This window comes from methane-oxidizing endosymbiont of Gigantopelta aegis (assembly GCF_016097405.1).
GTDB lineage: Bacteria > Pseudomonadota > Gammaproteobacteria > Methylococcales > Methylomonadaceae > Methylomarinum.
The window spans coordinates 2,023,242-2,047,436 of the sequence record NZ_JAEHGD010000001.1; the positions used below are offsets into that span (position 1 = coordinate 2,023,242).

General features: G+C 42.2%; 26 protein-coding genes and 6 pseudogenes. 19 read left to right on the forward strand and 13 right to left on the reverse strand.

The features are described 5' to 3' along the window. Positions 1-23: 23 nt before the first annotated feature. The 5 genes and pseudogenes from JEU20_RS10160 (at position 24) to JEU20_RS10175 (ending at position 2,496) form a co-directional block, all read left to right on the forward strand. Entirely contained in the window at positions 24-275 is a 252-nt protein-coding gene (locus tag JEU20_RS10160) for an HPr-rel-A system PqqD family peptide chaperone (protein WP_214657300.1), read from the forward strand. Between the two features lie 72 nt (positions 276-347). After that, the gene (locus JEU20_RS10165) at positions 348-602 is read left to right on the forward strand and encodes a hypothetical protein (protein ID WP_214657301.1); all 255 of its coding nucleotides are present in this window, start codon (positions 348-350) and stop codon (positions 600-602) included. Between the two features lie 55 nt (positions 603-657). Next, positions 658-1,239 (forward strand): annotated as a pseudogene (locus JEU20_RS10170) (IS5 family transposase). After that, on the forward strand, positions 1,169-1,846 hold the full coding sequence (locus JEU20_RS15245; protein WP_425356710.1) for an HprK-related kinase A: 678 nt from the start codon (positions 1,169-1,171) through the stop codon (positions 1,844-1,846). The pseudogene JEU20_RS10170 and the gene JEU20_RS15245 overlap by 71 nt, the downstream one beginning before the upstream one ends. Beyond that, a complete protein-coding gene (locus JEU20_RS10175) occupies positions 1,843-2,496 on the forward strand; it encodes a nucleotidyltransferase family protein (protein WP_198245539.1) in 654 nt (217 codons plus the stop codon). The genes JEU20_RS15245 and JEU20_RS10175 overlap by 4 nt, the downstream gene beginning before the upstream one ends. Here JEU20_RS10175 and JEU20_RS15250 read toward each other — a convergent pair. Next, positions 2,493-3,104 carry a transposase gene (locus tag JEU20_RS15250; RefSeq protein WP_245395069.1) on the reverse strand — a complete coding sequence of 204 codons (612 nt, stop codon included), beginning with the start codon at positions 3,102-3,104 and terminating at the stop codon, positions 2,493-2,495. The two genes, JEU20_RS10175 and JEU20_RS15250, sit on opposite strands and share 4 nt — an antisense overlap. Positions 3,105-3,567: 463 nt before the next feature. After that, positions 3,568-3,792: a hypothetical protein gene (locus JEU20_RS15255; RefSeq protein ID WP_198245627.1), complete on the reverse strand. Its 225-nt coding sequence runs from the start codon at positions 3,790-3,792 to the stop codon at positions 3,568-3,570. 96 nt (positions 3,793-3,888) lie between these two features. Here JEU20_RS15255 and JEU20_RS15935 point away from each other — a divergent pair, with 96 nt between their 5' ends. The 3 genes and pseudogenes from JEU20_RS15935 to JEU20_RS10195 all read left to right on the forward strand — a co-directional run. Then, on the forward strand, positions 3,889-4,368 hold the full coding sequence (locus JEU20_RS15935; RefSeq protein ID WP_214657302.1) for a nucleotidyltransferase family protein: 480 nt from the start codon (positions 3,889-3,891) through the stop codon (positions 4,366-4,368). 1 nt (position 4,369) lies between these two features. Next, positions 4,370-5,212 (forward strand): RpnC/YadD family protein, encoded by an 843-nt coding sequence (locus JEU20_RS10190; RefSeq protein WP_198245543.1) that lies wholly within the window; start codon positions 4,370-4,372, stop codon positions 5,210-5,212. A gap of 88 nt (positions 5,213-5,300) precedes the next feature. After that, positions 5,301-6,336 (forward strand): annotated as a pseudogene (locus tag JEU20_RS10195) (TIGR04063 family PEP-CTERM/XrtA system glycosyltransferase); the annotation flags it as partial. A gap of 17 nt (positions 6,337-6,353) precedes the next feature. Here the strand turns inward: JEU20_RS10195 and JEU20_RS10200 are convergent. Then, a pseudogene (locus JEU20_RS10200) lies at positions 6,354-7,103 on the reverse strand (IS5 family transposase). A gap of 48 nt (positions 7,104-7,151) precedes the next feature. Here JEU20_RS10200 and JEU20_RS10205 point away from each other — a divergent pair. The 4 genes and pseudogenes from JEU20_RS10205 (at position 7,152) to JEU20_RS10220 (ending at position 10,474) form a co-directional block, all read left to right on the forward strand. Continuing rightward, entirely contained in the window at positions 7,152-7,370 is a 219-nt protein-coding gene (locus JEU20_RS10205) for a glycosyltransferase (protein ID WP_198245547.1), read from the forward strand. Between the two features lie 285 nt (positions 7,371-7,655). Then, on the forward strand, positions 7,656-7,796 hold the full coding sequence (locus tag JEU20_RS10210) for a glycosyltransferase (RefSeq protein ID WP_214657303.1): 141 nt from the start codon (positions 7,656-7,658) through the stop codon (positions 7,794-7,796). 265 nt (positions 7,797-8,061) lie between these two features. Continuing rightward, positions 8,062-9,398 (forward strand): annotated as a pseudogene (locus JEU20_RS10215) (UDP-glucose dehydrogenase family protein). 122 nt (positions 9,399-9,520) lie between these two features. After that, the gene (locus JEU20_RS10220) at positions 9,521-10,474 is read left to right on the forward strand and encodes a glycosyltransferase family 4 protein (RefSeq protein WP_245395176.1); all 954 of its coding nucleotides are present in this window, start codon (positions 9,521-9,523) and stop codon (positions 10,472-10,474) included. A 192-nt stretch (positions 10,475-10,666) separates the two neighbouring features. On the opposite strand, the gene JEU20_RS10225 is transcribed toward JEU20_RS10220, so the two are convergent. Next, entirely contained in the window at positions 10,667-11,596 is a 930-nt protein-coding gene (locus JEU20_RS10225; protein ID WP_342590506.1) for an IS630 family transposase, read from the reverse strand. Between the two features lie 93 nt (positions 11,597-11,689). On the opposite strand from JEU20_RS10225, the gene JEU20_RS10230 reads away from it, so the two are divergent. The 3 genes from JEU20_RS10230 (at position 11,690) to JEU20_RS10240 (ending at position 15,027) form a co-directional block, all read left to right on the forward strand. Continuing rightward, entirely contained in the window at positions 11,690-12,958 is a 1,269-nt protein-coding gene (locus JEU20_RS10230; RefSeq protein WP_198245551.1) for a phenylacetate--CoA ligase family protein, read from the forward strand. A gap of 22 nt (positions 12,959-12,980) precedes the next feature. Beyond that, positions 12,981-13,112, forward strand: a complete 132-nt coding sequence (locus JEU20_RS15510; RefSeq protein WP_281066816.1) for a hypothetical protein — start codon at positions 12,981-12,983, stop codon at positions 13,110-13,112. Positions 13,113-13,245: 133 nt separating this feature from the next. Beyond that, a complete protein-coding gene (locus tag JEU20_RS10240; protein ID WP_198245555.1) occupies positions 13,246-15,027 on the forward strand; it encodes an asparagine synthetase B family protein in 1,782 nt (593 codons plus the stop codon). A gap of 59 nt (positions 15,028-15,086) precedes the next feature. Here the strand turns inward: JEU20_RS10240 and JEU20_RS10245 are convergent. Beyond that, positions 15,087-15,588: pseudogene (locus JEU20_RS10245) on the reverse strand (IS5 family transposase); the annotation flags it as partial. A 47-nt stretch (positions 15,589-15,635) separates the two neighbouring features. After that, positions 15,636-16,394, reverse strand: a pseudogene (locus JEU20_RS10250) (IS1 family transposase). 146 nt (positions 16,395-16,540) lie between these two features. Between JEU20_RS10250 and JEU20_RS10255 the strand changes: the two are divergent. Then, the gene (locus JEU20_RS10255) at positions 16,541-16,939 is read left to right on the forward strand and encodes a sulfotransferase family protein (protein WP_281066839.1); all 399 of its coding nucleotides are present in this window, start codon (positions 16,541-16,543) and stop codon (positions 16,937-16,939) included. A gap of 16 nt (positions 16,940-16,955) precedes the next feature. Here the strand turns inward: JEU20_RS10255 and JEU20_RS10260 are convergent, their stop codons facing one another. Further along, positions 16,956-17,984: a transposase gene (locus JEU20_RS10260; RefSeq protein ID WP_245395178.1), complete on the reverse strand. Its 1,029-nt coding sequence runs from the start codon at positions 17,982-17,984 to the stop codon at positions 16,956-16,958. Between the two features lie 48 nt (positions 17,985-18,032). Then, the gene (locus JEU20_RS15260) at positions 18,033-18,257 is read right to left on the reverse strand and encodes a hypothetical protein (RefSeq protein ID WP_198245627.1); all 225 of its coding nucleotides are present in this window, start codon (positions 18,255-18,257) and stop codon (positions 18,033-18,035) included. A 96-nt stretch (positions 18,258-18,353) separates the two neighbouring features. Between JEU20_RS15260 and JEU20_RS14765 the strand changes: the two genes are divergently transcribed. Continuing rightward, a complete protein-coding gene (locus tag JEU20_RS14765; RefSeq protein ID WP_214657304.1) occupies positions 18,354-18,563 on the forward strand; it encodes a hypothetical protein in 210 nt (69 codons plus the stop codon). Between the two features lie 398 nt (positions 18,564-18,961). Here the strand turns inward: JEU20_RS14765 and JEU20_RS15265 are convergent, their stop codons facing one another. The 5 genes from JEU20_RS15265 to JEU20_RS10280 all read right to left on the reverse strand — a co-directional run bounded on the left by JEU20_RS15265 (position 18,962) and on the right by JEU20_RS10280 (position 22,444). Beyond that, positions 18,962-19,543, reverse strand: a complete 582-nt coding sequence (locus JEU20_RS15265) for an O-antigen ligase family protein (RefSeq protein ID WP_245395179.1) — start codon at positions 19,541-19,543, stop codon at positions 18,962-18,964. Next, the gene (locus JEU20_RS15270) at positions 19,492-19,971 is read right to left on the reverse strand and encodes a DUF5935 domain-containing protein (RefSeq protein WP_245395180.1); all 480 of its coding nucleotides are present in this window, start codon (positions 19,969-19,971) and stop codon (positions 19,492-19,494) included. Before JEU20_RS15270 ends, JEU20_RS15265 begins: the two co-directional genes overlap by 52 nt. A gap of 521 nt (positions 19,972-20,492) precedes the next feature. Then, the gene (locus tag JEU20_RS10270) at positions 20,493-21,416 is read right to left on the reverse strand and encodes a glycosyltransferase family 2 protein (protein ID WP_198245559.1); all 924 of its coding nucleotides are present in this window, start codon (positions 21,414-21,416) and stop codon (positions 20,493-20,495) included. A gap of 96 nt (positions 21,417-21,512) precedes the next feature. Continuing rightward, the gene (locus JEU20_RS10275) at positions 21,513-21,962 is read right to left on the reverse strand and encodes a tetratricopeptide repeat protein (protein ID WP_198245561.1); all 450 of its coding nucleotides are present in this window, start codon (positions 21,960-21,962) and stop codon (positions 21,513-21,515) included. A 248-nt stretch (positions 21,963-22,210) separates the two neighbouring features. Next, entirely contained in the window at positions 22,211-22,444 is a 234-nt protein-coding gene (locus JEU20_RS10280; RefSeq protein WP_342590491.1) for a sulfotransferase, read from the reverse strand. A gap of 77 nt (positions 22,445-22,521) precedes the next feature. Between JEU20_RS10280 and JEU20_RS15275 the strand changes: the two genes are divergently transcribed. Beyond that, positions 22,522-22,746, forward strand: coding sequence for a hypothetical protein (locus JEU20_RS15275; protein WP_198245627.1), 225 nt, complete (start codon positions 22,522-22,524; stop codon positions 22,744-22,746). A 48-nt stretch (positions 22,747-22,794) separates the two neighbouring features. Then, entirely contained in the window at positions 22,795-23,766 is a 972-nt protein-coding gene (locus JEU20_RS10285; protein ID WP_245395181.1) for a transposase, read from the forward strand. The last annotated feature ends 429 nt before the right edge of the window (positions 23,767-24,195 follow it).

Below are 24,195 nucleotides of genomic sequence, written 5' to 3' on the forward strand. Positions count from 1 at the left end.
ATTTTATGATGGCAAAGTTTGGGTTGCTTGAAGGCGTGGTTTTCAAGCAAATAGATAAACAGTTCCTTGTTTATTCCAGTTTTTCTCGAGAAACGTTGATTGTTCATGAACTAGCATACAAACTTCTGTTACTACTTAAGACTCACCCCCAAACAGATGAAGAACTGATTCGGCGATTGAATCTGGAGCAGCAAGGTCTTGAAAATAATGCACAGGAGTTTGTGAGCCTGACATTGGAACAGTTCAGCCGCTTGGGAATTGTTGAGATTATTTAGCCTGTGCCTGTAAAAGTCTTTTGTTTATCCATTCCGCCTTTTCAGATTCGATTGGAAACCGATATCTCATTAGTGAGTGATTCTATTGAAAAGCTGTATTCAAAACATAATTTCCTTATTGAAGATAAAAATCAATTTTTTGATTTTCATATAAAAGTCGCTGCACCTACGGTATACAGAAAATACTTCAGGCCTCAGGCACAATTTTATTGTGATGGAAAAGCGCCCTTTAAACCATTGCCGATCTCACAAGCCTATCCATTTTTTGAATGGGGCCTGAATTGGTGTATTGCTAGGGGCTGTTGCCGTTTTGAAAATCCCCCTTGAAATTCAATAACTCCGCCACATAGATTGTTTATTTTGACTCAAAAACAAGCAAACTATGCCGCGACAACTGCTTACGGATGAACTTTGGGAGAAACTGAAGATAATTATGTTGAAAATGGGAATTTATGACAAACCTTGTCTTCGAAAAACAGTCGAAGGTATTTTTATCGAAAGCACATCAGCATAGTAGTGGTGCGGCCTGTGAACAAGAAACAGCGATAGGGAAATCTGTCGCCGGGAACACCAGTAAAATTCATATGGCCGTTGATGCCTGTGGTCTTCCTATTCATTTCTCAGTGACAGGCGGCGAAGTTCATGACTGTAAAGAAGCACCGAAATTAGTTGCAGAGCTCCCAAAAGGTGACTATATAGTTGCTGACAGAGGCTATGACAGTGAAGCATTACGTCTTCAAATTAAAGACAAAGGGGCTGTTCCTGTTATCCCAAGAAAAAAAAGAATTCAACTCGGGGAAATGATGAAATGGATTGGTGTCTCTACAAATATCGCCATCTCGTTGAAAATGTGTTTGCAAGACTTAAGCATTTCAGAGCGATCGCCACGCGATATGACAAACTCAAACGAAATTTTGAAGGCTCTATCGCTCTGGCTTGCGCCTTTTTATGGTTACCTATGTGAAATGGCAACAGCCCCTAGTTATACTTATCAGTATCTCATTCTGCATGCAGCCGTAATAGAAAAAAACAATCAGGCAATTATATTGCCAGGTAAGCCTGGGGCAGGCAAAAGTACCTTGTGTGCGGCTTTGGTGTGTTCGGGGTGGCGGCTTTTGTCGGATGAAATGGCAGTCATTGATCCTGCAACCTTGGAATTACTTCCCGTCGTCAGGCCGGTCAGTCTAAAAAATGAATCAATCAATATTATTACTGAATTTTCACCAGAAGCTGAATTTGGTGATGCTTTTTTCGATACAGCTAAAGGAACTGTGTCGCACTTAAAGCCGCCTGAAGAAAGCGTGATGAATAATTGTCGAAGGGCAAAAGCAAACGCTATTATTTTTCCTCAGTTTATAGCCCATGCAGATACAAAACTGGTTGAAAAGTCTAGAGCAGAGACTGTATTGGAATTGGCGCAAAATTCTTTTAACTATAGTGTATTAGGAAGTCAGGGCTTTGAAGTATTATGTACACTCGTTACCGGGATAGATTGTTTTGAATTTGAATACAGTCGTTTGCCTGAAGCCATGGACTTGTTTGAAACATTGGTGGAAAAAACGAGCAAATGATACCGCCACAAGATGTTTTGCTAATCCAGATTCTGATGCACCCAGACAGGACATTAACTCTTAAGCTGAGTGAATGGGATATATTGATTCGTCAGGCACGCAGTGCGGGTGTTTTAACAAGATTGGGTTTGTTGCTGAATGAACATCAGTTGCTGAACAAAATTCCACAACAACCCTTTAATCATTTAACATCAGCAATCCTTTATTTTGAACAGTTTGAATACACCGTAACCTGGGAAATCAAACAGATACAGGACGTATTAGAGAAAAATAATATCCCTTTTGTTTTATTAAAAGGATCTGCGTATCATCAGGCAAACAATAAAGCTGCCAGAGGTAGAATATTTTCAGATATTGATATTCTGGTTAATAGTGAACAATTAGCAGCTGTAGAGAAAGTTTTTCTTACTTCAGGGTGGTTATTTGATAAGACAAATTCTTACGATCAATATTATTACCGGAAATGGATGCATGAATTACCTCCGTTGAGGCATTTTAAGCGTGGGACTAGTCTAGATATTCATCATAATTTAGTGCCGTTAACCAGCAAGAGCTGTCCGGATGTGAAAAAAATATGGATGCAAGCCGAAACCGTCAGAGGTGGGGCGCTGGTCATAAGCGCCAACTTAAGCCCCCAACCACTTGATTAAACACGACTTACGCCCAGCTCTCTGCATTGTCGAATCATTCCCAAAATCGGTTCAGGTAGACTCTGCAACGAACGTTTTCTCGGGCGTTCGCTAACGCTTTTCAAATAATCACGCTGAAAGCGTTCTTGCTTCGGAAAACAGGCGTTCAATCCTGATTTAATGTCCTCAGCAATCGTTTTATACAAACGCCAGGGTGTCAATGCACGCGGCCCATCCATTTTCGTCAAGGCCTTGGTAAAACACCGCTGCGCGATCTTTTCCGTAACCACCGCATACAGAAGTTTGCCCTGTAAATACAATTCGGCCAATTGACTGTCTTTACGGGCACGTAATTGATTGATCGCCAACAGGCTTTTCAGCCGTTTGATCACCAATTCCACCTGCCAGCGTACACGATAGAGCGCGGCAGCCGTTTCGGTGCTGAGCAACTCGACCGGCACGGACGTTAAAATTAAGACCCATTCACTGAGATAGAGCGTTTTTTCCTGGGCTGTACGTCCTTTGTTCTGCGCTCTGAGTTTCGCTTTACGCCGGGCTTGCGCCGCTTTTTCGGCAGGTAACGGAACCGCATGTACCGTGCAGGCGATTCGTTTAGTATCATGGCACAAATAAACCGGAATAGCCCCGCTTGTTTCCCGAGACGTTGTAATTTCGTTTCCCAGTCAATTTTTATCATTTTGCCGTGCTCGTCAAGCTCGTATAAATTCATGCTGTGTGCGTTATAGCGCAGCACAATATCGCCACCTCGGTCAATAAAAGGCACCAACGACTTCGGTTGATTGTAGCCACGATCAATCAACACGACATCGCCCGATTCCAGCACATAATGGTCAAGGCTTTCGCCAATCTTGTCCGTACTGACTTCAACCTGGCGCAATGTCAGTGAAATCAAATCTATCGCGATATGTAGCCGATACGTGGTTTCTGTCGCACCGGGTTCCTGCACGGTCGAGCCATCAATAATAACGAAGCTTAATGAACCACTGTCAACCACCTGATGCAACCCAAATACGCCCGATAGCAAGGATTTTACCCAAGGAACGCAGGCCGCCAGTCTTTTTTACCGCCGTATCACTTAAGTGAGCCCTGTAAGTGAGCCACCTCGCCGGCGCAACTCCGCAAGGAGAAATCCAGACCACAGTAGAGCATCACCAACTGTAACAGTTGTAAGGGCGAACGGATCTTGCGCGCACGCGTGAAGGCTTTAAATTCATAGGCTTGTTGTTGATAATCTTCTGGAAGTTCTTGCACAAATTGTTCAAAACGAGTATCTATGTGAGGTGGCTGCTTTTTCATAGGGTTTTCACTTTTGTCGGCAAAAGACTCTATGTGGTGGCCACACCTTTATTTTTCAACACGTAATCAATGATTTAATGGCTTAAGTTGGCGCTTATGGGGGCGCTGGTTTTATCATCTGCTGACAGGATTATACACAGCGCTGTCCATTTGTTTTATGACGGAGAGTTTGAGCATGGATTCAGGGATATTAGCGATATAGATTTGTTACTTCGTGAATTTAGCAAGGATGAGAAATTCTGGAAGAGTTTAATATCAAGATCGACCGAGCTGAGACTAAAAGAGCCGGTTTTTTATGCACTTCGATATTGTTATTATTTTTTGAAAACACCCATTCCTGAACAGATATTAAATTTAGTCACAAAACAGTACAGTGAAACTAGATGGATAATAATGGATTTTTTGTTTAAACGGGCGCTTTTGCCAAACCATTCCACTTGTCAGGACAGGTGGAATGGTTTGGCGGTATTTGTTTTATATATCCGCGGACACTTGTTGAAAATGCCGCTATACTTGTTGATACCGCATTTGCTCAGAAAAGGCTGGATGCGACTAAGCGGTAAGGCGGGCCATTAAAGTGGGTGAAAAGGATATTATCTCCAAGCAGATTTTCAAGCGCATTCTGGTTGATGTCGCGACTTATCTGTTTGAATTGGAATTAGACAGCGCCGAATTGTTGGAAACCGAACAACAGAGGATTGAAGACCGGCGGGCTGATCTGTGTGCCAGAGTGGTTGATAAGCACCAGAATGTATTTATATTGCATCTTGAGATTCAAAATCAAAACCACGCGACCATGCCGGAACGGATGTTGCGCTATCTGACTGATTTACGGTTGCAATATCCCGGAGAAGAGATTGTCCAATATTTACTTTACATTGGACGGGGGCCGTTAAAAATGCTAAATGGTATCGTGACGGCGCAGCTTTCGTATCGGTACCGAGTGATTGATATGCATCAGAAAAATTATCGTGATTTTTTGTCGCGTAATACACCTGATGCGGTGGTTATGGCTATATTATGTGATTTTGATGGTGATGAGAAACGAGATGTTGTTCATGAGGTATTGCGTAGTTTGATTAAGATGACGCAAGGCAATCATCAACAATTACGGGAATATATTGCTATGCTGGAAATTCTGGCAACTAATCGAAATTTGAATCTGGATATTCAGCAGGAGTATGAAATGTTACATGTAGAAATTGAAAAACTGCCAAGCTTTGTGATGGGTTTGGAGAAAGGGATAGAGCAAGGAATAGAAAAGGGAATGGAGGAGGGAATGGAAAAAGGTGCAAAGAAACAGGCGTACCGAGTTGCCAGTAAATTATTGGCGAAGGGCATGGCTGTTGAAGATATTATCGAGATTACCGGTTTAAGCATGACAGAAATCAAAACTATCAACCCAGATAAGTCTTTATAAATTGGCTAAAAAATAGAATCAACTCATTTGATATCGTAGGTTGGGTTAGGCGTTAGCCGTAACCCAACACTGATAAAACACAAAAACCATGCCATCCTTAAAAATTCTGCACATTCTGGATCATTCCATACCATTACATAGTGGTTATACATTTCGTACCCGGGCAATCCTGGAACAACAGCGCAATATGGGATGGCGCACTTTTCATGTAACCTCCGCCAAGCAGCTCAATGTTCAGCAAGCCAAAGGAAACGGTCGATGGTCTGGATTTTTACCGTTCTCCAAACATCAATCCGGTTATCGCTAAAATACCGCTGTTAAATCAATGGGCTGTGGTTAAATCGTTGGAAAAGCGGTTGGATGAAATTATTTCCGAGATAAAGCCGGATATTTTGCATGCGCATTCTCCCGCCTTGAATGGGCTTGCGGCACTGAAGGTAAGTAAAAAATTTAATATCCCATTAGTCTACGAATGTCGCGCCTTCTGGGAAGATGCAGCCGTCGATCATGGCACTACCCGCGAAGGGAGTTTGCGTTACCGAATGACTCATACGCTGGAGACCCATGTCTTCAACAAGGCTGATGCCATAACCACCATTTGTGAAGGGTTGAGACAAGATATTGCTCAACGTGGCATCGAAGAGAATAAAATTACCGTCATTCCCAATGCCGTCGATATCAGCAAATTCAGCTATGCTGAAAAGGCCAATACAGAATTACAGCAGTCATTGGGCCTGGCAAACAAAACCGTTTTGGGGTTTATTGGATCATTTTATGCCTATGAAGGTTTGCCCTTGTTGCTGGAGGCGCTGCCTGAGATTTTAAATCAGCAGCCAGATGTTAGGTTGTTACTGGTGGGCGGAGGCCCGCAAGAAGAGCTGATTAAACAAAAGGCAACAGAATTTGGTGTGAACGATAAGGTTATTTTTACCGGCAGAGTGCCGCATGATCAGGTGCAAGATTACTATAACCTGGTGGATGTTTTTGTTTATCCGCGCCTGCCGATGCGCCTGACTGAGCTGGTGACGCCGCTCAAGCCTCTGGAAGCGATGGCGCAAGGGCGCTTGGTCGTGGCCTCGGATGTCGGTGGGCATAAAGAATTGATCAAAGACCGGGGCAATGGTTAGGGGCTGTTGCCATTTCACATAGGTAACCATAAAAAGGCGCAAGCCAGAGCGATAGAGCCTTCAAAATTTCGTTTGAGTTTGTCATATCGCGTGGCGATCGCTCTGAAATGCTTAAGTCTTGCAAACACATTTTCAACGAGATGGCGATATTTGTAGAGACACCAATCCATTTCATCATTTCCCCGAGTTGAATTCTTTTTCTTGGGATAACAGGAACAGCCCCTTTGTCTTTAATTTGAAGACGTAATGCTTCACTGTCATAGCCTCTGTCAGCAACTATATAGTCACCTTTTGGGAGCTCTGCAACTAATTTCGGTGCTTCTTTACAGTCATGAACTTCGCCGCCTGTCACTGAGAAATGAATAGGAAGACCACAGGCATCAACGGCCATATGAATTTTACTGGTGTTCCCGGCGACAGATTTCCCTATCGCTGTTTCTTGTTCACAGGCCGCACCACTACTATGCTGATGTGCTTTCACAATACTCCCATCAATAAATTCCCATTCCAGGTCTGGATCAACAACCAAGGCGTTAAAAAATACCCATCAGTTTTTCTTTACGAGACCAGTCATTGAATCGTTTATATACCGCATTCCAATTACCAAAAGCCGTGGGTAAATCTCTCCAGGGACAACCTACTCGCAAGCGATAAAAAATACCTTCGACTGTTTTTCGAAGACAAGGTTTGTCATAAATTCCCATTTTCAACATAATTATCTTCAGTTTCTCCCAAAGTTCATCCGTAAGCATTTGTCGGGGCATAGTTTGCTTGTTTTTGAGTCAAAATAAACAATCTATGTGGCGGAGTTATTGAATTTCAAGGGGGATTTTCAAAACGGCAACAGCCCCTATTTGTTTAAGGCAAATAATAGTGATGACTTGGCGCAGACAGTTTTGGAATTATTACAGAACCGTTCACAATGGGAGGCACTGCGGCAGCAGGGCAGACACTACGTTGAACAGGAACGCAACTGGCTGGTCAGCGTGGCGCGCTATGAAGCGGTTTATCAAGGTATTTTGAAAACATAGCGATAGCATGCTCAGCATTTTCTCGTTCCCACGTTATACGTGGGAATGCATATCGGACGCTCCTGCGTCCCGTAAAGTAGGTGGGAGAATATCGAAAGCGAGGGAATGTGGACATTAGCATTGGCGTTATTCCAGTGTGCAGAATTACCTGGGTATGACAGGCTTGCTCAATGTCTATCGGGAGTGGAGATGGTTTGGAGTTGTGACGTATAACGTCACAATATGCATTCCCACGTACAACGTGGGAACGAGAGGAATAATAGTGATGCCTTGGCGCAGACAGTTTTGTCATTATTACAGAACCGTTCACAATGGGAGGCATTGCGGCAGCAGGGCAGGCAGTATGTTGAACAGGAACGCAACTGGCCGGTCAGTGTGGCGCGCTATGAAGCGGTTTATCAAGGTATTTTGAAAACACAGCGATAGCGCTTTCAGTATTTCTCGTTCCCACGTTGTACGTGGGAATGCATATCGGGACGCTCTTGCGTCCCGTAAAGTGGATGGGAGAATATGGACATTAGCATTGGCGTTATTCCAGTGCGCAGAATTACCTGGGCATAACAGCCTGGCTCAAGGCCTATCGGGATTGGTGATGATTTGGAGTTGCGACGTATAACGTCACAACAGGCAATCCCACGTATAACGTGGGAACGAGAGAAAAACAGATTTAAAAACAGGACAGCTATCAATAATGAAAGTCACAATATTTGGAACAGGTTATGTCGGTCTGGTCACCGGCATCTGTCTGGCGGAAGTCGGCAACGATGTCGTCTGTGTGGATATTGATCAGGAGAAAATCGATAAATTGAATCAAGGCATTGTGCCAATTTACGAACCCGGTCTGGATGCGATGGTGAAAGAAAATATGGCGGCTGGCCGGGTGAAGTTTACTACTGATATTGCCGAAGGCGTTCACCATGGTGTCTTCCAGTTTATCGCAGTGGGAACGCCGCCGGATGAAGATGGCTCGGCCGATTTGCAATATGTGTTGCAGGTGGCCCGGTCAATTGCCGAGAATATGATAGATTACAAGGTGATCATCGATAAATCCACCGTACCGGTTGGAACGGCGGATAAAGTCAAGGCGGTGATTGAATCGGTGCAGCAGCAGCGGGGTGTCGAGATTGATTTTGATGTCGTATCCAATCCTGAGTTCCTGAAAGAAGGCGCGGCCATTGACGACTTCATGAAGCCGGATCGCATCGTGGTCGGTACCGACAACCCGCGTACCGCCGAATTGTTGAAAGCCTTGTATGCACCGTTTAATCGCAGTCATGAACGGGTTATCGTGATGGATGTACGTTCCGCGGAACTGACTAAATATGCTGCCAATGCCATGCTGGCCACCAAAATCAGCTTCATGAACGAGTTATCCAATCTGGCCGAGCGGCTGGGAGCGGATATCGAGCAAGTGCGCAATGGTATTGGCTCAGATTCTAGAATCGGCTACTCCTTTATTTATCCCGGTTGTGGCTATGGCGGTTCCTGCTTTCCCAAAGATGTCAAAGCTTTGGAAAAACTGCCGAGCAGGTCGGCTACAAGGCTGAATTGCTCAGTGCGGTCGAAAATGTCAACGCTCGGCAAAAACAGGTATTGGTCAACAAAATCAAACAGCATTATGGCGATGATTTAACCGGCAAAACCTTTGCATTGTGGGGCTTGGCCTTCAAGCCCAAAACCGACGATATGCGCGAAGCACCCAGCCGCGTCATTCTGGAAGCCTTGATCGATGCTGGTGCAACGGTCCAAGCGTATGACCCAGAAGCACTGGACGAAGCCAAACGTATTTATGGCGATAAAGCCGGCTTGAGGTTGATGGAATCGCAAGATCAAGTGCTTGAAGGCGCCAATGCCTTGGTCATCGTAACCGAATGGAAAAACTTCTGGAGCCCTGATTTTGAGCTATTGAAAAACACTTTAAAAGACAAAGTGATTTTTGATGGCAGAAATCTTTATCAGCCAAAAATGCTGGAAAAACTGGGGCTGCAGTATTATGCGATTGGGCGAGGGCATTCCATAACAACTTGATATGGATAAAAAACACTTAATGTAGGCTTGGTAGGGCCTGTTCCACCACCTTATGGCGGAATGGCTAATCAGTTTAATCAGCTTAAAAAATTACTGAGCCAGGAGGGGTGCAGGTTTCTGCTGTGGCAACGAACCCACCTTACCCAAAGGCATGGATGGGCAAAATAAAAGGGATTCGTGCTATTTTCAGGTTGCTGCCGTATTTAGTTAAAATCTGGAAACTCGCCGGTCAAGTCGAGGTTATTCATGTTTTTTCAAATTCCGGCTGGTCATGGCAATTATTTTCTGCACCGGTTTTGTGGATAGCATCGGTCAGAAAAACCCCAGTGATTATCAATTACCGGGGCGGTGAGGCGCAGCGGTACTTTGAGCAATCCATTGCTGTTGTTCGCCCTTCCATGAAGCGGGCACAACGTATCGTCGTGCCTTCAGGTTACTTGGCAGCTGTTTTTCAGGCATTCAATATTGATAATGTCATGGTAATTCCGAATATTATCAATTTGGAGCGATTTAGGCCTAAAAAGCATGAACAGGGGTATCATTTAATTATCACTCGAAATCTTGAAGCGATTTATGGTATTGAAACAGCGATAAAATCGCTTGAGTTGATCAAGAAGGATTATCCTCAAGTCAAGCTGACCATTGCCGGTAGTGGCGAGCAAAAAGACTATCTACAGCAGCAAGTTAGTGCCTTGGGGCTTGAAGACAATGTTTGTTTTACCGGTAAATTGACACCTGATGAGGTAGTTGCCCTGTATCAACAAGCAGATATTATGCTAAATCCGACCACTGTCGATAACATGCCAAATTCGGTGCTCGAATCAATGGCCTGTGGTGTTCCGGTAGTGACAACCAATGTTGGTGGAATTCCTTTTATTGTCGAAGATGATAAAACAGCATTATTGGTCGATGTGGGTGATTTTGAAATGATGGCGAAAAAAGTGATGACTCTGTTCAAAGATGAATCCCTCTATCAACGGCTGGTAACGAATGGTCTGGCGGAAGTGCAAAGGTATTCCTGGCCTAATGTTAAACAACAATGGTTATCACTCTATTCAACGGTGGCAAATCAATAATGGACTTATATACAAAACTTGTTTCCGGTTTTCTGTTTCCGTTACATGAAAAACTCAAAAACATCATACCGTACAAGTTCGGCGGAACATGGAACAAAGCCAATGGCTTAGCCCTGATGAACTGAAGGCATTGCAATTAAAAAACCTGAAGGTCTTTTTTATACTCTCCGCACATGAAAATAGAGCAAACCATCATGCACCGATAATTTGAAAATTCTCAGTTAAAAGTGAGCGCAAATTGTCGACATGCTTTTCTGGCTCAGAAAAGAATGTCTCGCAGGCTATTTTGAATTCTTTGAATGTTTCATAATACTGGTCATATAAGATTTCTTTCTTGAAATATCGCCAGTACCGTTCAATCAAATTAAGATTCGGCGCATACGGCGGTAAAAACACTAATTCAATTCGCGACATTTCAAGAAATTGTCTGACAGCCTTTGATCGGTAGTAGCGTGCATTATCGCAAATGATGTAAATAGTCCCAGCCTTCGGGTAACGTTCTTCAATCGCCTTACAAAGATCAATCGTTGCCTCGCCATTGATGGTGTCATAGAAGCGGCAGACAGTATCCAGAGAATCGATATTGACTGCACCGTTGACATTGAGACGTTGACGCCCGGTATTACTCTGAATCGTGAATTCCACACCACGCTTAATCCAACCACAAGCCATTACAGGATTATGTTGTGGATGAACACCATCCATGAACAATATCAAGTCTTCGGGCTGCTTGTCTTCCTTTAGTTGTTGATATTTCTCAAGGAACTCCAGTTGGGCTTTTGCATTAGCTTTGCCGGGTATCAGCTTGGGCTTTTTATAGACATAACCCAAGCGATGCAGCAAGGCTGTCACACCGCGTTCACTATAGCGAACCTGCCAACGCTCTTTAATGTAAGCTGCAACCGATTTAGCGGTTAAGTGAAGATTTTTCTGCAGATATTCATCCAACTCGGTCGCTTCTGAAACCGATAAGAAACTGGCACTTCCAACATGCTGAGTTTGTAGGAGTTTAGCAAGACCACCTTTCTTATATTTTCGATAGTAGGTACGGATTGTATTGCGGTCAATGAGAAGTGCTTCGGCAACGTTTGTTGCTGACCAGCCTGAACCTAAAAGAATGATGGCTTTAACTCGGTCTGCATCACGTTTTTCTCGAAGCTCACCATGGCTTCGCGCAAATCGGCTAATTCAGTCTCTGGAAGGGTGTAATTCGACATGGCCTTATTTTATATATTTCACTCCATTACGTCATCTTTTTATGCTAAATTCTCATTTGCGAAGAGTATAAATGATGTTCAGCAACATGTACCTTATTATCGCCAGCTATTCCAGCGACTGAATTTCAGTGTTGAGTCGATTAAATCGTTACAAGATTTATCTCGCCTGCCGTTGACCAGTAAAACCATTATTCGGCAGCAGACAGAGCAATTGAAAGCCGATGATGCCGTTGGTTTGGCACGATTCAACACCGGTGGCTCCAGTGGCGAGCCGCTAGTGTTTTATATTGGTAAAAAACGGGTCAGTCATGATGTGGCGGCAAAATGGCGGGCGACCCGCTGGTGGGGGGTCGATATTGGTGATCCGGAAATTGTGATTTGGGGGTCGCCGATTGAATTGGGTGCGCAAGATAAAGTCCGCCTGATACGCGATAAATTATTGCGCACCCAGTTATTGCCAGCGTTTGAAATGTCGGAAGAAAAAGTCGCTGGTTTTATCCGGCAGATTCAGCAAGTTCGCCCCAAAATGCTGTTTGGCTATCCTTCCGCGTTGGCGCATATTGCCAAACAAGCCGATAAAAATAACCAAAAGCTGGATGATTTAGGCATTAAAGTTGCCTTTGTCACTTCCGAACGCTTGTATGATTATCAGCGGGATATTATCGAAAAAGTGTTTGGCTGTCCGGTGGCCAATGGCTATGGTGGGCGGGATGCCGGATTCATTGCCCATCAATGTCCACAAGGCAAGATGCATATCACGGCGGAAGATATACTTGTTGAAATTATCGATAAAGACGGCCGCGTCTTGCCAATGGGTGAGTCCGGGGAAATTGTCGTTACTCATCTGGCCACCCGGGATTTTCCATTTATTCGCTATCGAACCGGTGATGTCGGCGTATTGAGTGATGAGGTTTGTGAATGTGGGCGTGGCTTGCCAGTTTTGAAAGAAATCCAGGGGCGTACCAGTGATTTTATTGTTGCCCAGGATGGTACAGTGTTGCATGGCCTGGCGCTGATTTATGTATTGCGCGACCTGGAAGGCATCGAAGAATTCAAGATTATTCAACACAGCAAAGACAAGACCGAAGTTCAATTGGTGACGAATGAACACTATTTACCGGAAAGTGAAAAGCAGATTCGAGATACCTTCAAAGCCAGGCTGGGACAAACAGTGAAAATCGAAATTCATCGGGTGGCTAACATTGAAAAAGAAAAATCCGGCAAATTCAGGTATGTTGTCAGTCATGTTGACATTGATAAACAATAACGCCAAAACGCAACGCACTGTTATGAATTGTCCAATATATTTGGTTGATTCTCCAGAAGATTTCATGCCGACGCCTTATCATAAGCAACAAATGGATGCGGCCGAAAAGGTTATGAAGATGTACCGTAACGCCTTACATGAACTGGCAAAGTGAAAGAAACCTCTTGGGTTTTGTGAGATGTTTTTCTCGCTCCGATGCAGGAATGCCAGGACAGTCTACAGAAAAACAGCTTTCCATATGGTTTTAACACTATTTTATTTCAAATACCTAACAAGCGGGTAAAACCATGACACAAGCAGTAGGTTGGATCAATACAACGACAACGGATCAAGATGCCGACGGATTGTTGACCAGAATAATTAATCGTCAGGAAGTTGCCAAACAAACCAGTAAGGGGATGGCGATTGCTGCCGAACATTCAAGGTTTTTTCAGCAAGATGGCTGCGTGCTGATTAACCTGGATGGTTGTGATAATCAGGAAAAGGAACAAATAATCCGGCAATACCAACAGCAGGAAACGGCGTTTATCGATAGCTACCGTGCCGAGCACAGTTTTATCCTGCTGGATATGGATCAGCAAACGGTTGTTTTAGTCACCGATGGAATCGGCAAAAGCAATATTTTTTATGCGCAAACCGCTAGCGGGCTTGTCTTTGGCACATCTGCCGATTTCGTCATTGCTCATCCAGACGTTAGCGACGAGATTTCAGCGCAAACTGTTTATGATTATGTCTATTTTCATCATTGCCCTAGCCCCAACACTATTTATAAACAAGTCAAAAAACTGGAAAACGCCCAGGTGTTGATCGTGGAAAAAGGCAACATAACGGTTAAAAATTATTGGCTACCTCATTTTCAGGAAAAATTGACGGAGAGTGTCGAGGACGCCGGAAAGCACTTACAAGCATTATTGACTGAGGCTGTGCGAAAAAATGTGGACAAGGCCGAAGATACCGGCGCCTTTTTGAGTGGAGGGCTGGACAGCTCCAGTGTTTCAGGCGCATTGTCCAAAGTGTTTCCAGGGCAGGCAAAAACCTTTTCCATGGGCTTTCCGGTAGAAGGTTATGATGAAATTGAATATGCCAGAACAGCGGTCAAGCATTTCAATACCCGGCAGCATGAATATTATTTGACCCCGGAAGATACGGTCAAAGCCATCCCGGACATCGCCGATTATTATGATGAGCCGTTTGGCAACTCCTCGGCGCTGGCAGCCTATTATTGCGCCAAAATGGCCAAAGAAAATGGCGTCAATATATTATTGGCCGGTGATGGCGGTGATGAATTATTTGCCGGCAATGAACGCTACGCCAAACAATTGTTGTTTGATTATTATTTTAAAGCCCCGAAACCCTTGCGCTCAGCATTGGAAGCCTTTCTCAAGACACTGCCTGCATCACTGGCTGACAAAGGCTTGTTTTTCAAAGCCAAACGTTATATCGAACAAGCTAAAGAGCCGATGCCTGACCGCTTGCAAGATTACAATTTCCTGCACCGGCATGACAATGCCGACATTTTTCAATCCGATTTTTTACAGCAGGTTGATACCCGGGAGCCATTGAATTTATTAAGAGAAAGCTATCAACGGCCTGATGAGGCAAGTATGTTGAACCGGATGCTTTATATGGACTGGAAAACCACTCTGCATGATAATGACTTGGTCAAAGTTAATCGAATGTGTGAGATGGCGGGCATCGAGGTGCGCTATCCATTACTGGATCAAACAATTGTCAATTTTTCGACGCAGATACCATCAACAATCAAATTAAATGGCCAGAAACTGCGCTGGTTTTATAAGCAGGCTTTTACAGACTTTTTGCCGGAAAAAATTATTAACAAACCCAAACACGGTTTTGGCCTGCCGTTTGGTATTTGGCTAAAAGACTATCAGCCCCTGAAAGAACTGGCTTATGATAGTATCAACAGCCTGAAAAAACGTCTTTATTTTAAAAGTGAATTTTTAGATCATGCCATTAAAATGCACCAAAGTATTCATGCCGCTTATTATGGTGAGCTTATCTGGATATTGATGATGCTGGAGTTGTGGTTTCAGAGCAAAGAAAAATAATTACTACAAATATAAAAAATGAATAGTCTTCCTGAAAAAATCATTAAAACATTAGGGGCTTTTTTTCTTGGGATAACAGGAACAGCCCCTTTGTCTTTAATTTGAAGACGTAATGCTTCACTGTCATAGCCTCTGTCAGCAACTATATAGTCACCTTTTTGGGAGCTCTGCAACTAATTTCGGTGCTTCTTTACAGTCATGAACTTCGCCGCCTGTCACTGAGAAATGAATAGGAAGACCACAGGCATCAACGGCCATATGAATTTTACTGGTGTTCCCGGCGACAGATTTCCCTATCGCTGTTTCTTGTTCACAGGCCGCACCACTACTATGCTGATGTGCTTTCACAATACTCCCATCAATAAATTCCCATTCCAGGTCTGGATCAACAACCAAGGCGTTAAAAATACCCATCAGTTTTTCTTTACGAGACCAGTCATTGAATCGTTTATATACCGCATTCCAATTACCAAAAGCCGTGGGTAAATCTCTCCAGGGACAACCTACTCGCAAGCGATAAAAAATACCTTCGACTGTTTTTCGAAGACAAGGTTTGTCATACCCCTAAAGTTTTACAACAAAAAGTAGGTAGTGGGTTAAATCTGTGTTTATGCATGGATGTTTCTGCCAAATTCCACCTTATTTATTAACAAACCAATCACAATATCATGCATTTTTCTAGCTTAGAGAAACAGATTGTTCGACGGGTCAATCATTTGATCCATGTTCTAAAATTCAGGTTTTTTCGTTCAATTTTTTGGGTATTTCTCTTCCCTATTTCATGTGTCTCAGCATCAAGATGACGCTCATAAGCCCCCAGTCATCGGTGTAATAACGGCCAATATTTAAAGGGCTAAGTAACGCTTTTAATTCTTTGAAAACAATGTCCTTACGCTTGCCAAAAACATAAGCGAGTACCGTGTTGGTTTTATGATCAACAGCGTGCCATAGCCAGCGTTGATTGCTTTTATTGCCTACAAAAGACCACTGCTCATCCACTTCGGCCTCTTCACAGCAGACCTGCTCTAACCTGACCTCCAATGGCCTCCCTTGATCAAAGGTCTGAAAAAGAGGGTTCACCTGAACAAGACTGTTTTCTTTTTTTTTTAAAGTGCGGGTCACTGTGTTTTTATTGATTTTAAGAACCCGTGCTGTGTCTCGAGTGCCACTACTATTGATAGCCATTTCGACAATTTTTCTTGGATTCCAAATTCACAGGCTTTGTAACAATATTCCAACATGAAAGTGTTGGTTGGGCAGTCTGAAGTCTGGCAACGATATCGCTGTACACCACCATCGCTTCTGCCTGATTTCATCAGTTGAGTATTAGTACAGTTTGGGCAGGCGATTGCTTGATAATATTTCATGAGGGAATTATGCAATAAATCACTTTCTTATTCTACTGTTCCTAGCATAAATACAGATTTAACCCACTACCAAAAAGTATTTGATATTGATCCGATCTATTCGCTTTAAGCTGAACAGCTTTTACTTGTCTCAGCCAATTTTTGTAGTGGGTTGTAGTCGGGCAGGAACAACACTTGTGTATAAAACATTATCTGAATCTCACTTTATAGGGAGCTTACAAAAAGAAACACATGATTTTTGGGCGGCATTACATCCACCTTTGCAAAGGAACTGGGAATCACATGAGATTCCAGAAGAAAACGCATGTGATAAAGATAGAATGTATATCAGTTGGTATTTTTACAGTCAAACAGGGAAAAAGAGGATTGTAGATAAAAATAATCAAAATGGGTTATCTGTCCCATATTTATATAGACTTTTCCCCGATGCTCATTTTGTATATATAAAACGTAACCCAGGTGATAATATTAATTCATTGATTCAGGGTTGGAATAAAGATGATGAATTTGCCACATGGTCTAATAACCTCATAAGCGCCAACTAAGCCCCCAACCACTTGATTAAACACGACTTACGCCCAGCTCTCTGCATTGTCGAATCATTCCCAAAATCGGTTCAGGTAGACTCTGCAACGAACGTTTTCTCGGGCGTTCGCTAACGCTTTTCAAATAATCACGCTGAAAGCGTTCTTGCTTCGGAAAACAGGCGTTCAATCCTGATTTAATGTCCTCAGCAATCGTTTTATACAAACGCCAGGGTGTCAATGCACGCGGCCCATCCATTTTCGTCAAGGCCTTGGTAAAACACCGCTGCGCGATCTTTTCCGTAACCACCGCATACAGAAGTTTGCCCTGTAAATACAATTCGGCCAATTGACTGTCTTTACGGGCACGTAATTGATTGATCGCCAACAGGCTTTTCAGCCGTTTGATCACCAATTCCACCTGCCAGCGTACACGATAGAGCGCGGCAGCCGTTTCGGTGCTGAGCAACTCGACCGGCACGGACGTTAAAATTAAGACCCATTCACTGAGATAGAGCGTTTTTTCCTGGGCTGTACGTCCTTTGTTCTGCGCTCTGAGTTTCGCTTTACGCCGGGCTTGCGCCGCTTTTTCGGCAGGTAACGGAACCGCATGTACCGTGCAGGCGATTCGTTTAGTATCATGGCACAAATAAACCGGAATAGCCCCCGCTTGTTTCCCGAGACGTTGTAATTTCGTTTCCCAGTCAATTTTTATCATTTTGCCGTGCTCGTCAAGCTCGTATAAATTCATGCTGTGTGCGTTATAGCGCAGCACAATATCGCCACCTCGGTCAATAAAAGGCACCAACGACTTCGGTTGATTGTAGCCACGATCAATCAACACGACATCGCCCGATTCCAGCACATAATGGTCAAGGCTTTCGCCAATCTTGTCCGTACTGACTTCAACCTGGCGCAATGTCAGTGAAATCAAATCTATCGCGATATGTAGCCGATACGTGGTTTCTGTCGCACCGGGTTCCTGCACGGTCGAGCCATCAATAATAACGAAGCTTAATGAACCACTGTCAACCACCTGATGCAACCCAAATACGCCCGATAGCAAGGATTTTACCCAAGGAACGCAGGCCGCCAGTCTTTTTTTACCGCCGTATCACTTAAGTGAGCCCTGTAAGTGAGCCACCTCGCCGGCGCAACTCCGCAAGGAGAAATCCAGACCACAGTAGAGCATCACCAACTGTAACAGTTGTAAGGGCGAACGGATCTTGCGCGCACGCGTGAAGGCTTTAAATTCATAGGCTTGTTGTTGATAATCTTCTGGAAGTTCTTGCACAAATTGTTCAAAACGAGTATCTATGTGAGGTGGCTGCTTTTTCATAGGGTTTTCACTTTTGTCGGCAAAAGACTCTATGTGGTGGCCACACCTTTATTTTTCAACACGTAATCAATGATTTAATGGCTTAAGTTGGCGCTTATGTCTAATAACCTACCTGATGTTGTTAATATTGAAAATGGAAAAAATAAACGATGGTGTTTTTTTATACCTAAAGGCTGGAGGAACTATTGTAACGCTAAAATTGAAGAAGTCTGTGCATTTCAATATAAAACAATGAATGAAGCAATACTCGATGCTAAGAAAAAATTCCAGAAAAACAATGGCATGAAATTAGTTATGAATCGTTAATTGCTCACCCCGTACTTGAATTTTCAAAAATTTTTCAAGAGTGTGGTATTCCATTTGATGAGCATATAAGACAACACTGTATTAATGTTCTACAAAAGCCCTATAATACATTTTCAGAAATACGGGTTGATAAATGGAAGGACGGAGATAATAAAGAAAAAATTGAAAGAGTCTTGCCAACAATAAAAGATATAATTGGACGATTAGAGTATGAATTATAGTCTATTAAGTGGGCGAAATAAAGTTTATTTTTTGTACCAATTTTTGCATCCTATAACATTAATGATATCGACTTAAATTAACACTGTCTAATTTTTTTACAATCCTAAAAAATAAATTACACTTATGAGTTGAATTAGCTTTGTTGCATAAATCAAATAATTATGCAACAAAGCTAGTTAGACCTGATAACTTAAATTAGGTTTTTTGTTAATAGTATCTAATTGTTCCAATGCAAATTGTTTAATAAGGATCGAGATAAAAATTAGATGATACAACAAGTCCCAGTAAGATAACCCAAGGAATAAACCGCCGACCATATAAGTGATTATTGACGCTCTAATCATATAACAATAATTCTCTACCCATTCCATACCTTCTATATTCTTTGTTTTCTTAGGTAATAAAGTGAGGCTGATAATAGTTCCAATAATTAGTGCCATCCACATGGCAAATGCCACAAAGCCGTGTTCAGCAAACATTTCTACATAAGAACTGTGCCACTCCCTTTCTGTTACCCAGTGCCAACCCTCAAAGCCTGACCCTGTAAAAGGATGACCTAGGGTAAAGTACCAGCCATCTTTCCATGCTCGTATTCTACTCATAGCCGACTCATCTTGATGAGAGCTTATACCACTCATTCGATCAAGCCATGCTTCAGGTAGAAAGCCTATAGTTAAAAACCCGCTAATTAATATAAGCGGTAATACTAATATTTTCCGTTTACTATTCCACAGGAGCATAAATAATAAAACACCCATCGCAAGTAGCGCCCTCTAGACCATGAGGATAATGAAGAAATAAAGCTCAGAGGAATTGCAAATAGCAATCCAATTTTTAGGTTTTTATTTTTAGTTTCTTTGTACCATAAAATTAATAGAGGAATGTTAATTAGTACCGCCAGTGCAAATTGATTGTTATCCTCAAATTGGGTTCCCGCTGGACCATAGACTCGATAGCTAAACCCATGAAGTGCAGCAAAAACCCCACCTTTTGATGCAATAATACCAATGGAAGCAGCAATTGTTATGATCAGATAATATAATTTTTCCTTAGTATTAATAAGGACTAAAGTAAAAAGATAGGGTAAATATATCTTTGTTACTAACCATAGTTTTGGCCATGCAAGATAAGGAACTGTGGCTTGAGTCGTGGTAAAAATAAAGTAGAGATAAAGACAAATAAACAATGGTATGCGCCAGTCCTTTGGGATTTTTGTTTGTCTTTTGTAAGGAACGTTCTAATGGCAACAATTATGAAAAGTATCTGGAAAGCAGGCAAAGTACGAGCAAATCCCCAAGCATAAGAATGCGGATTTAAGTAGCTAAAATTGCCAAAGTCAGCACACCATGCCAAGGAGTGCGCAGAGCCGCCACAAAACAGCCTATAAGAAATAATAAAACTACAATATCACGCATATAAAAATATAGTGGATAAGTTATTGGGTGGTGTAGGGTTTTTCTTGAGATTAAATAATAACATCACAATAAGTCAACCTGTAAAAGGCGATCTTTTGTAATTTTATTCCATAATTAAAGAATCTAATAAAAAATAATTTAGAGGACTATGTATATCTTATAAGTGTCCAGTAATAAATTCGACTGTGTTAAGTTAGCCGCTTTTTATTGCGCAGTGCAGTACTTGTGATGTTCATTGTTTTGTTCACAATGAAATTTGTTTCCACTCACTTACATCATTATAAGCTATGATTTAATTTTCTTTTAAGCCAACAATTTCTCCTAGTGTTGAAGCTATACGCATAGCATAAAAGCGTGATCTCTGAAGGTTAAAAGAAAACAATAATGAGAATGAATAGTTAAAAAGTTTTCGCCATAAGTATAGCGGTATAGGGTGAGAACCTGGGTGCTTAGCTTTAATTAACGACCGAGAGCGTTGAAAACTTTTCCGGATTAAATAATTAAATTTCAAACGTTCTTCATCAACATAATGATACTGAATAATATCGGGGTTATATTGAATAGCCATTTTTGCATTCAAGACTCTCAAAATAAAATCACTGTCTTCACTGCCCGATAAATTGTGTCCTTGAGGTCCTAGTTTAGTGGAAAAGACACCAACCTGATTAAAAACATCTCGTTTTACAATCAGGTTTCCTCCACCAGGCAGTTTCATGTTTTGCACAACAGGAACAGGGTGCGGCCCTAATTCAAAATGCGGAATCGGTAAAGGATAAATTTTATATTTTCCTTGATCATGTATCCAATCAGGTTCATGGCCGCTCCAGTCAGGAATAATTTTTCCACAAAATAATTTAACTTTTGGGTATGTCTCTATAGAAGAAATAATAGCGGAAAAATAGTTTTTATCAACACGATGGTCATCGTCAACGAAGCACATAAAGCCTTCACCAATCATATTGATAGCTGTATTTAATGCATTAGATTTACCGGGCTTAGGTTCTTCATGAAAAACTAAAGGTAAATTTTTTTTATTTTGAATGGATTGATAACGTTTTAATTGAATGACTGTGTCATCAGTACAAGCATTAGCAATAACAAGAATACTTACAGAAGCATTATAAGGAAAAATAGCATTATTAAGAGATGTAATAACACGTAACAATAATGTTGATCGATTATGAGTACATATAACAACAGTAAGTTTATATGGCATAAAGTTTATTTTTTCCTTTGCAATGAATGTAGCTTCCTATTAAGTGATTTTGAATTAGGCATATATTTTAAGCCTAATTTAATAATTTCTATTGCCTTATCTTTTTTGATTTAAGGATAGATAAAAATTAGCAAGGCGTGAATAAGCCTGAGGGTATTTTTTCTTTAATTTGATTGCTTTGTTATATTCGTTTAAAGCAGCACTAATCTTACCTAATTTACCAAGGGCTTCAGCTTTGTAAAGATGCGTGGCTGGAATTAACGCATGTTTTTTTGTTGAATGGGTTTCGACATATTCAAATTCAGAAACGGCAGTATCATAGTTTCGTCGTAGGATAGATTTCATTCCATGGCAAAAATGTTGGGTATGCTGCCCAGGAACACGGATATTTTTTTTCAATTTCTTGGCATCAGCTTGAAAATTTTGTATGGATAGCCCGCGACAGAAAGGGGGAAGTTGCAGAGCTTCACTGACAGAAAAAGCATACTCGGCAAAAGATGCGGTGCTGATGAGGAGTAGACTCAAATTAATTAATAACTTATTCATTATATTTTCCTCGTAAGGTCGTGATGTTTTTTACAAACATAATTATGAAATCGCCACCAAGCTTTAATGGGCAATGAGATAGGTTTAGCATGGGTGCTTAGACTGTATCCACATTGTTTAAGTGTATTGCCCACCGCACCCTCAAATAAAGCAATTTGTTGCTTAGTCATTTTACGCCGCCATTTTTCTTTATTTGAATTTTGTATCGGCTGTTGAAGCAATGGGGTTTTTCCTGCTTCACCAGATTTTTAAAAATTGACCAGATTATCATTGTAATGCACATTCAGAAAATTACAGACATCACGCATGATTTTTTCAGGGCTTTCGAGTAAATCTTCATAACGTATTTCATGATAGGTGGCATCACCTAAGGTTGCTCCCATTTGACGGCCTAATTCAATGTAAATTTCCCAATATTTTGCAGCAAAGAAAGTATTATAAACACCAAAGTCATGTTTTCTGTCAAACATCGATAATGCCATTAAATCATTGATTACGTGTTGAAAAATAAAGGTGTGGCCACCACATAGAGTCTTTTGCCGACAAAAGTGAAAACCCTATGAAAAAGCAGCCACCTCACATAGATACTCGTTTTGAACAATTTGTGCAAGAACTTCCAGAAGATTATCAACAACAAGCCTATGAATTTAAAGCCTTCACGCGTGCGCGCAAGATCCGTTCGCCCTTACAACTGTTACAGTTGGTGATGCTCTACTGTGGTCTGGATTTCTCCTTGCGGAGTTGCGCCGGCGAGGTGGCTCACTTACAGGGCTCACTTAAGTGATACGGCGGTAAAAAAAGACTGGCGGCCTGCGTTCCTTGGGTAAAATCCTTGCTATCGGGCGTATTTGGGTTGCATCAGGTGGTTGACAGTGGTTCATTAAGCTTCGTTATTATTGATGGCTCGACCGTGCAGGAACCCGGTGCGACAGAAACCACGTATCGGCTACATATCGCGATAGATTTGATTTCACTGACATTGCGCCAGGTTGAAGTCAGTACGGACAAGATTGGCGAAAGCCTTGACCATTATGTGCTGGAATCGGGCGATGTCGTGTTGATTGATCGTGGCTACAATCAACCGAAGTCGTTGGTGCCTTTTATTGACCGAGGTGGCGATATTGTGCTGCGCTATAACGCACACAGCATGAATTTATACGAGCTTGACGAGCACGGCAAAATGATAAAAATTGACTGGGAAACGAAATTACAACGTCTCGGGAAACAAGCGGGGGCTATTCCGGTTTATTTGTGCCATGATACTAAACGAATCGCCTGCACGGTACATGCGGTTCCGTTACCTGCCGAAAAAGCGGCGCAAGCCCGGCGTAAAGCGAAACTCAGAGCGCAGAACAAAGGACGTACAGCCCAGGAAAAAACGCTCTATCTCAGTGAATGGGTCTTAATTTTAACGTCCGTGCCGGTCGAGTTGCTCAGCACCGAAACGGCTGCCGCGCTCTATCGTGTACGCTGGCAGGTGGAATTGGTGATCAAACGGCTGAAAAGCCTGTTGGCGATCAATCAATTACGTGCCCGTAAAGACAGTCAATTGGCCGAATTGTATTTACAGGGCAAACTTCTGTATGCGGTGGTTACGGAAAAGATCGCGCAGCGGTGTTTTACCAAGGCCTTGACGAAAATGGATGGGCCGCGTGCATTGACACCCTGGCGTTTGTATAAAACGATTGCTGAGGACATTAAATCAGGATTGAACGCCTGTTTTCCGAAGCAAGAACGCTTTCAGCGTGATTATTTGAAAAGCGTTAGCGAACGCCCGAAAACGTTCGTTGCAGAGTCTACCTGAACCGATTTTGGGAATGATTCGACAATGCAGAGAGCTGGGCGTAAGTCGTGTTTAATCAAGTGGTTGGGGGCTTAAGTTGGCGCTTAGTTTGAGAATTTTTTGTGTAGCAAAGCAGCATTGATTGAGTCAGAAACAGATTGTTCACTGGCAATATGGTTTAAAGATGTTAGCTTTATTTTTTTTGGTTTCGAGTCTGCAGATATCTTAAAATATTTTCCAATTCTGATAGGCTGAATACCCCTTTTTCATTAGATTCAATAAAATCATAATGATGGAGGACAGCAATAATAATCGGGTTTAATGAAGAAAAGTTTTTAGTATTCTCCAAGCTTTCTATAAGTGACGTTGCTTGACAGGTTCTCGGCAAAAAGGAATAGATAAATTTACATTTAATGGAATATCCCAACCTGCAGATATAAAAAGAAAGTC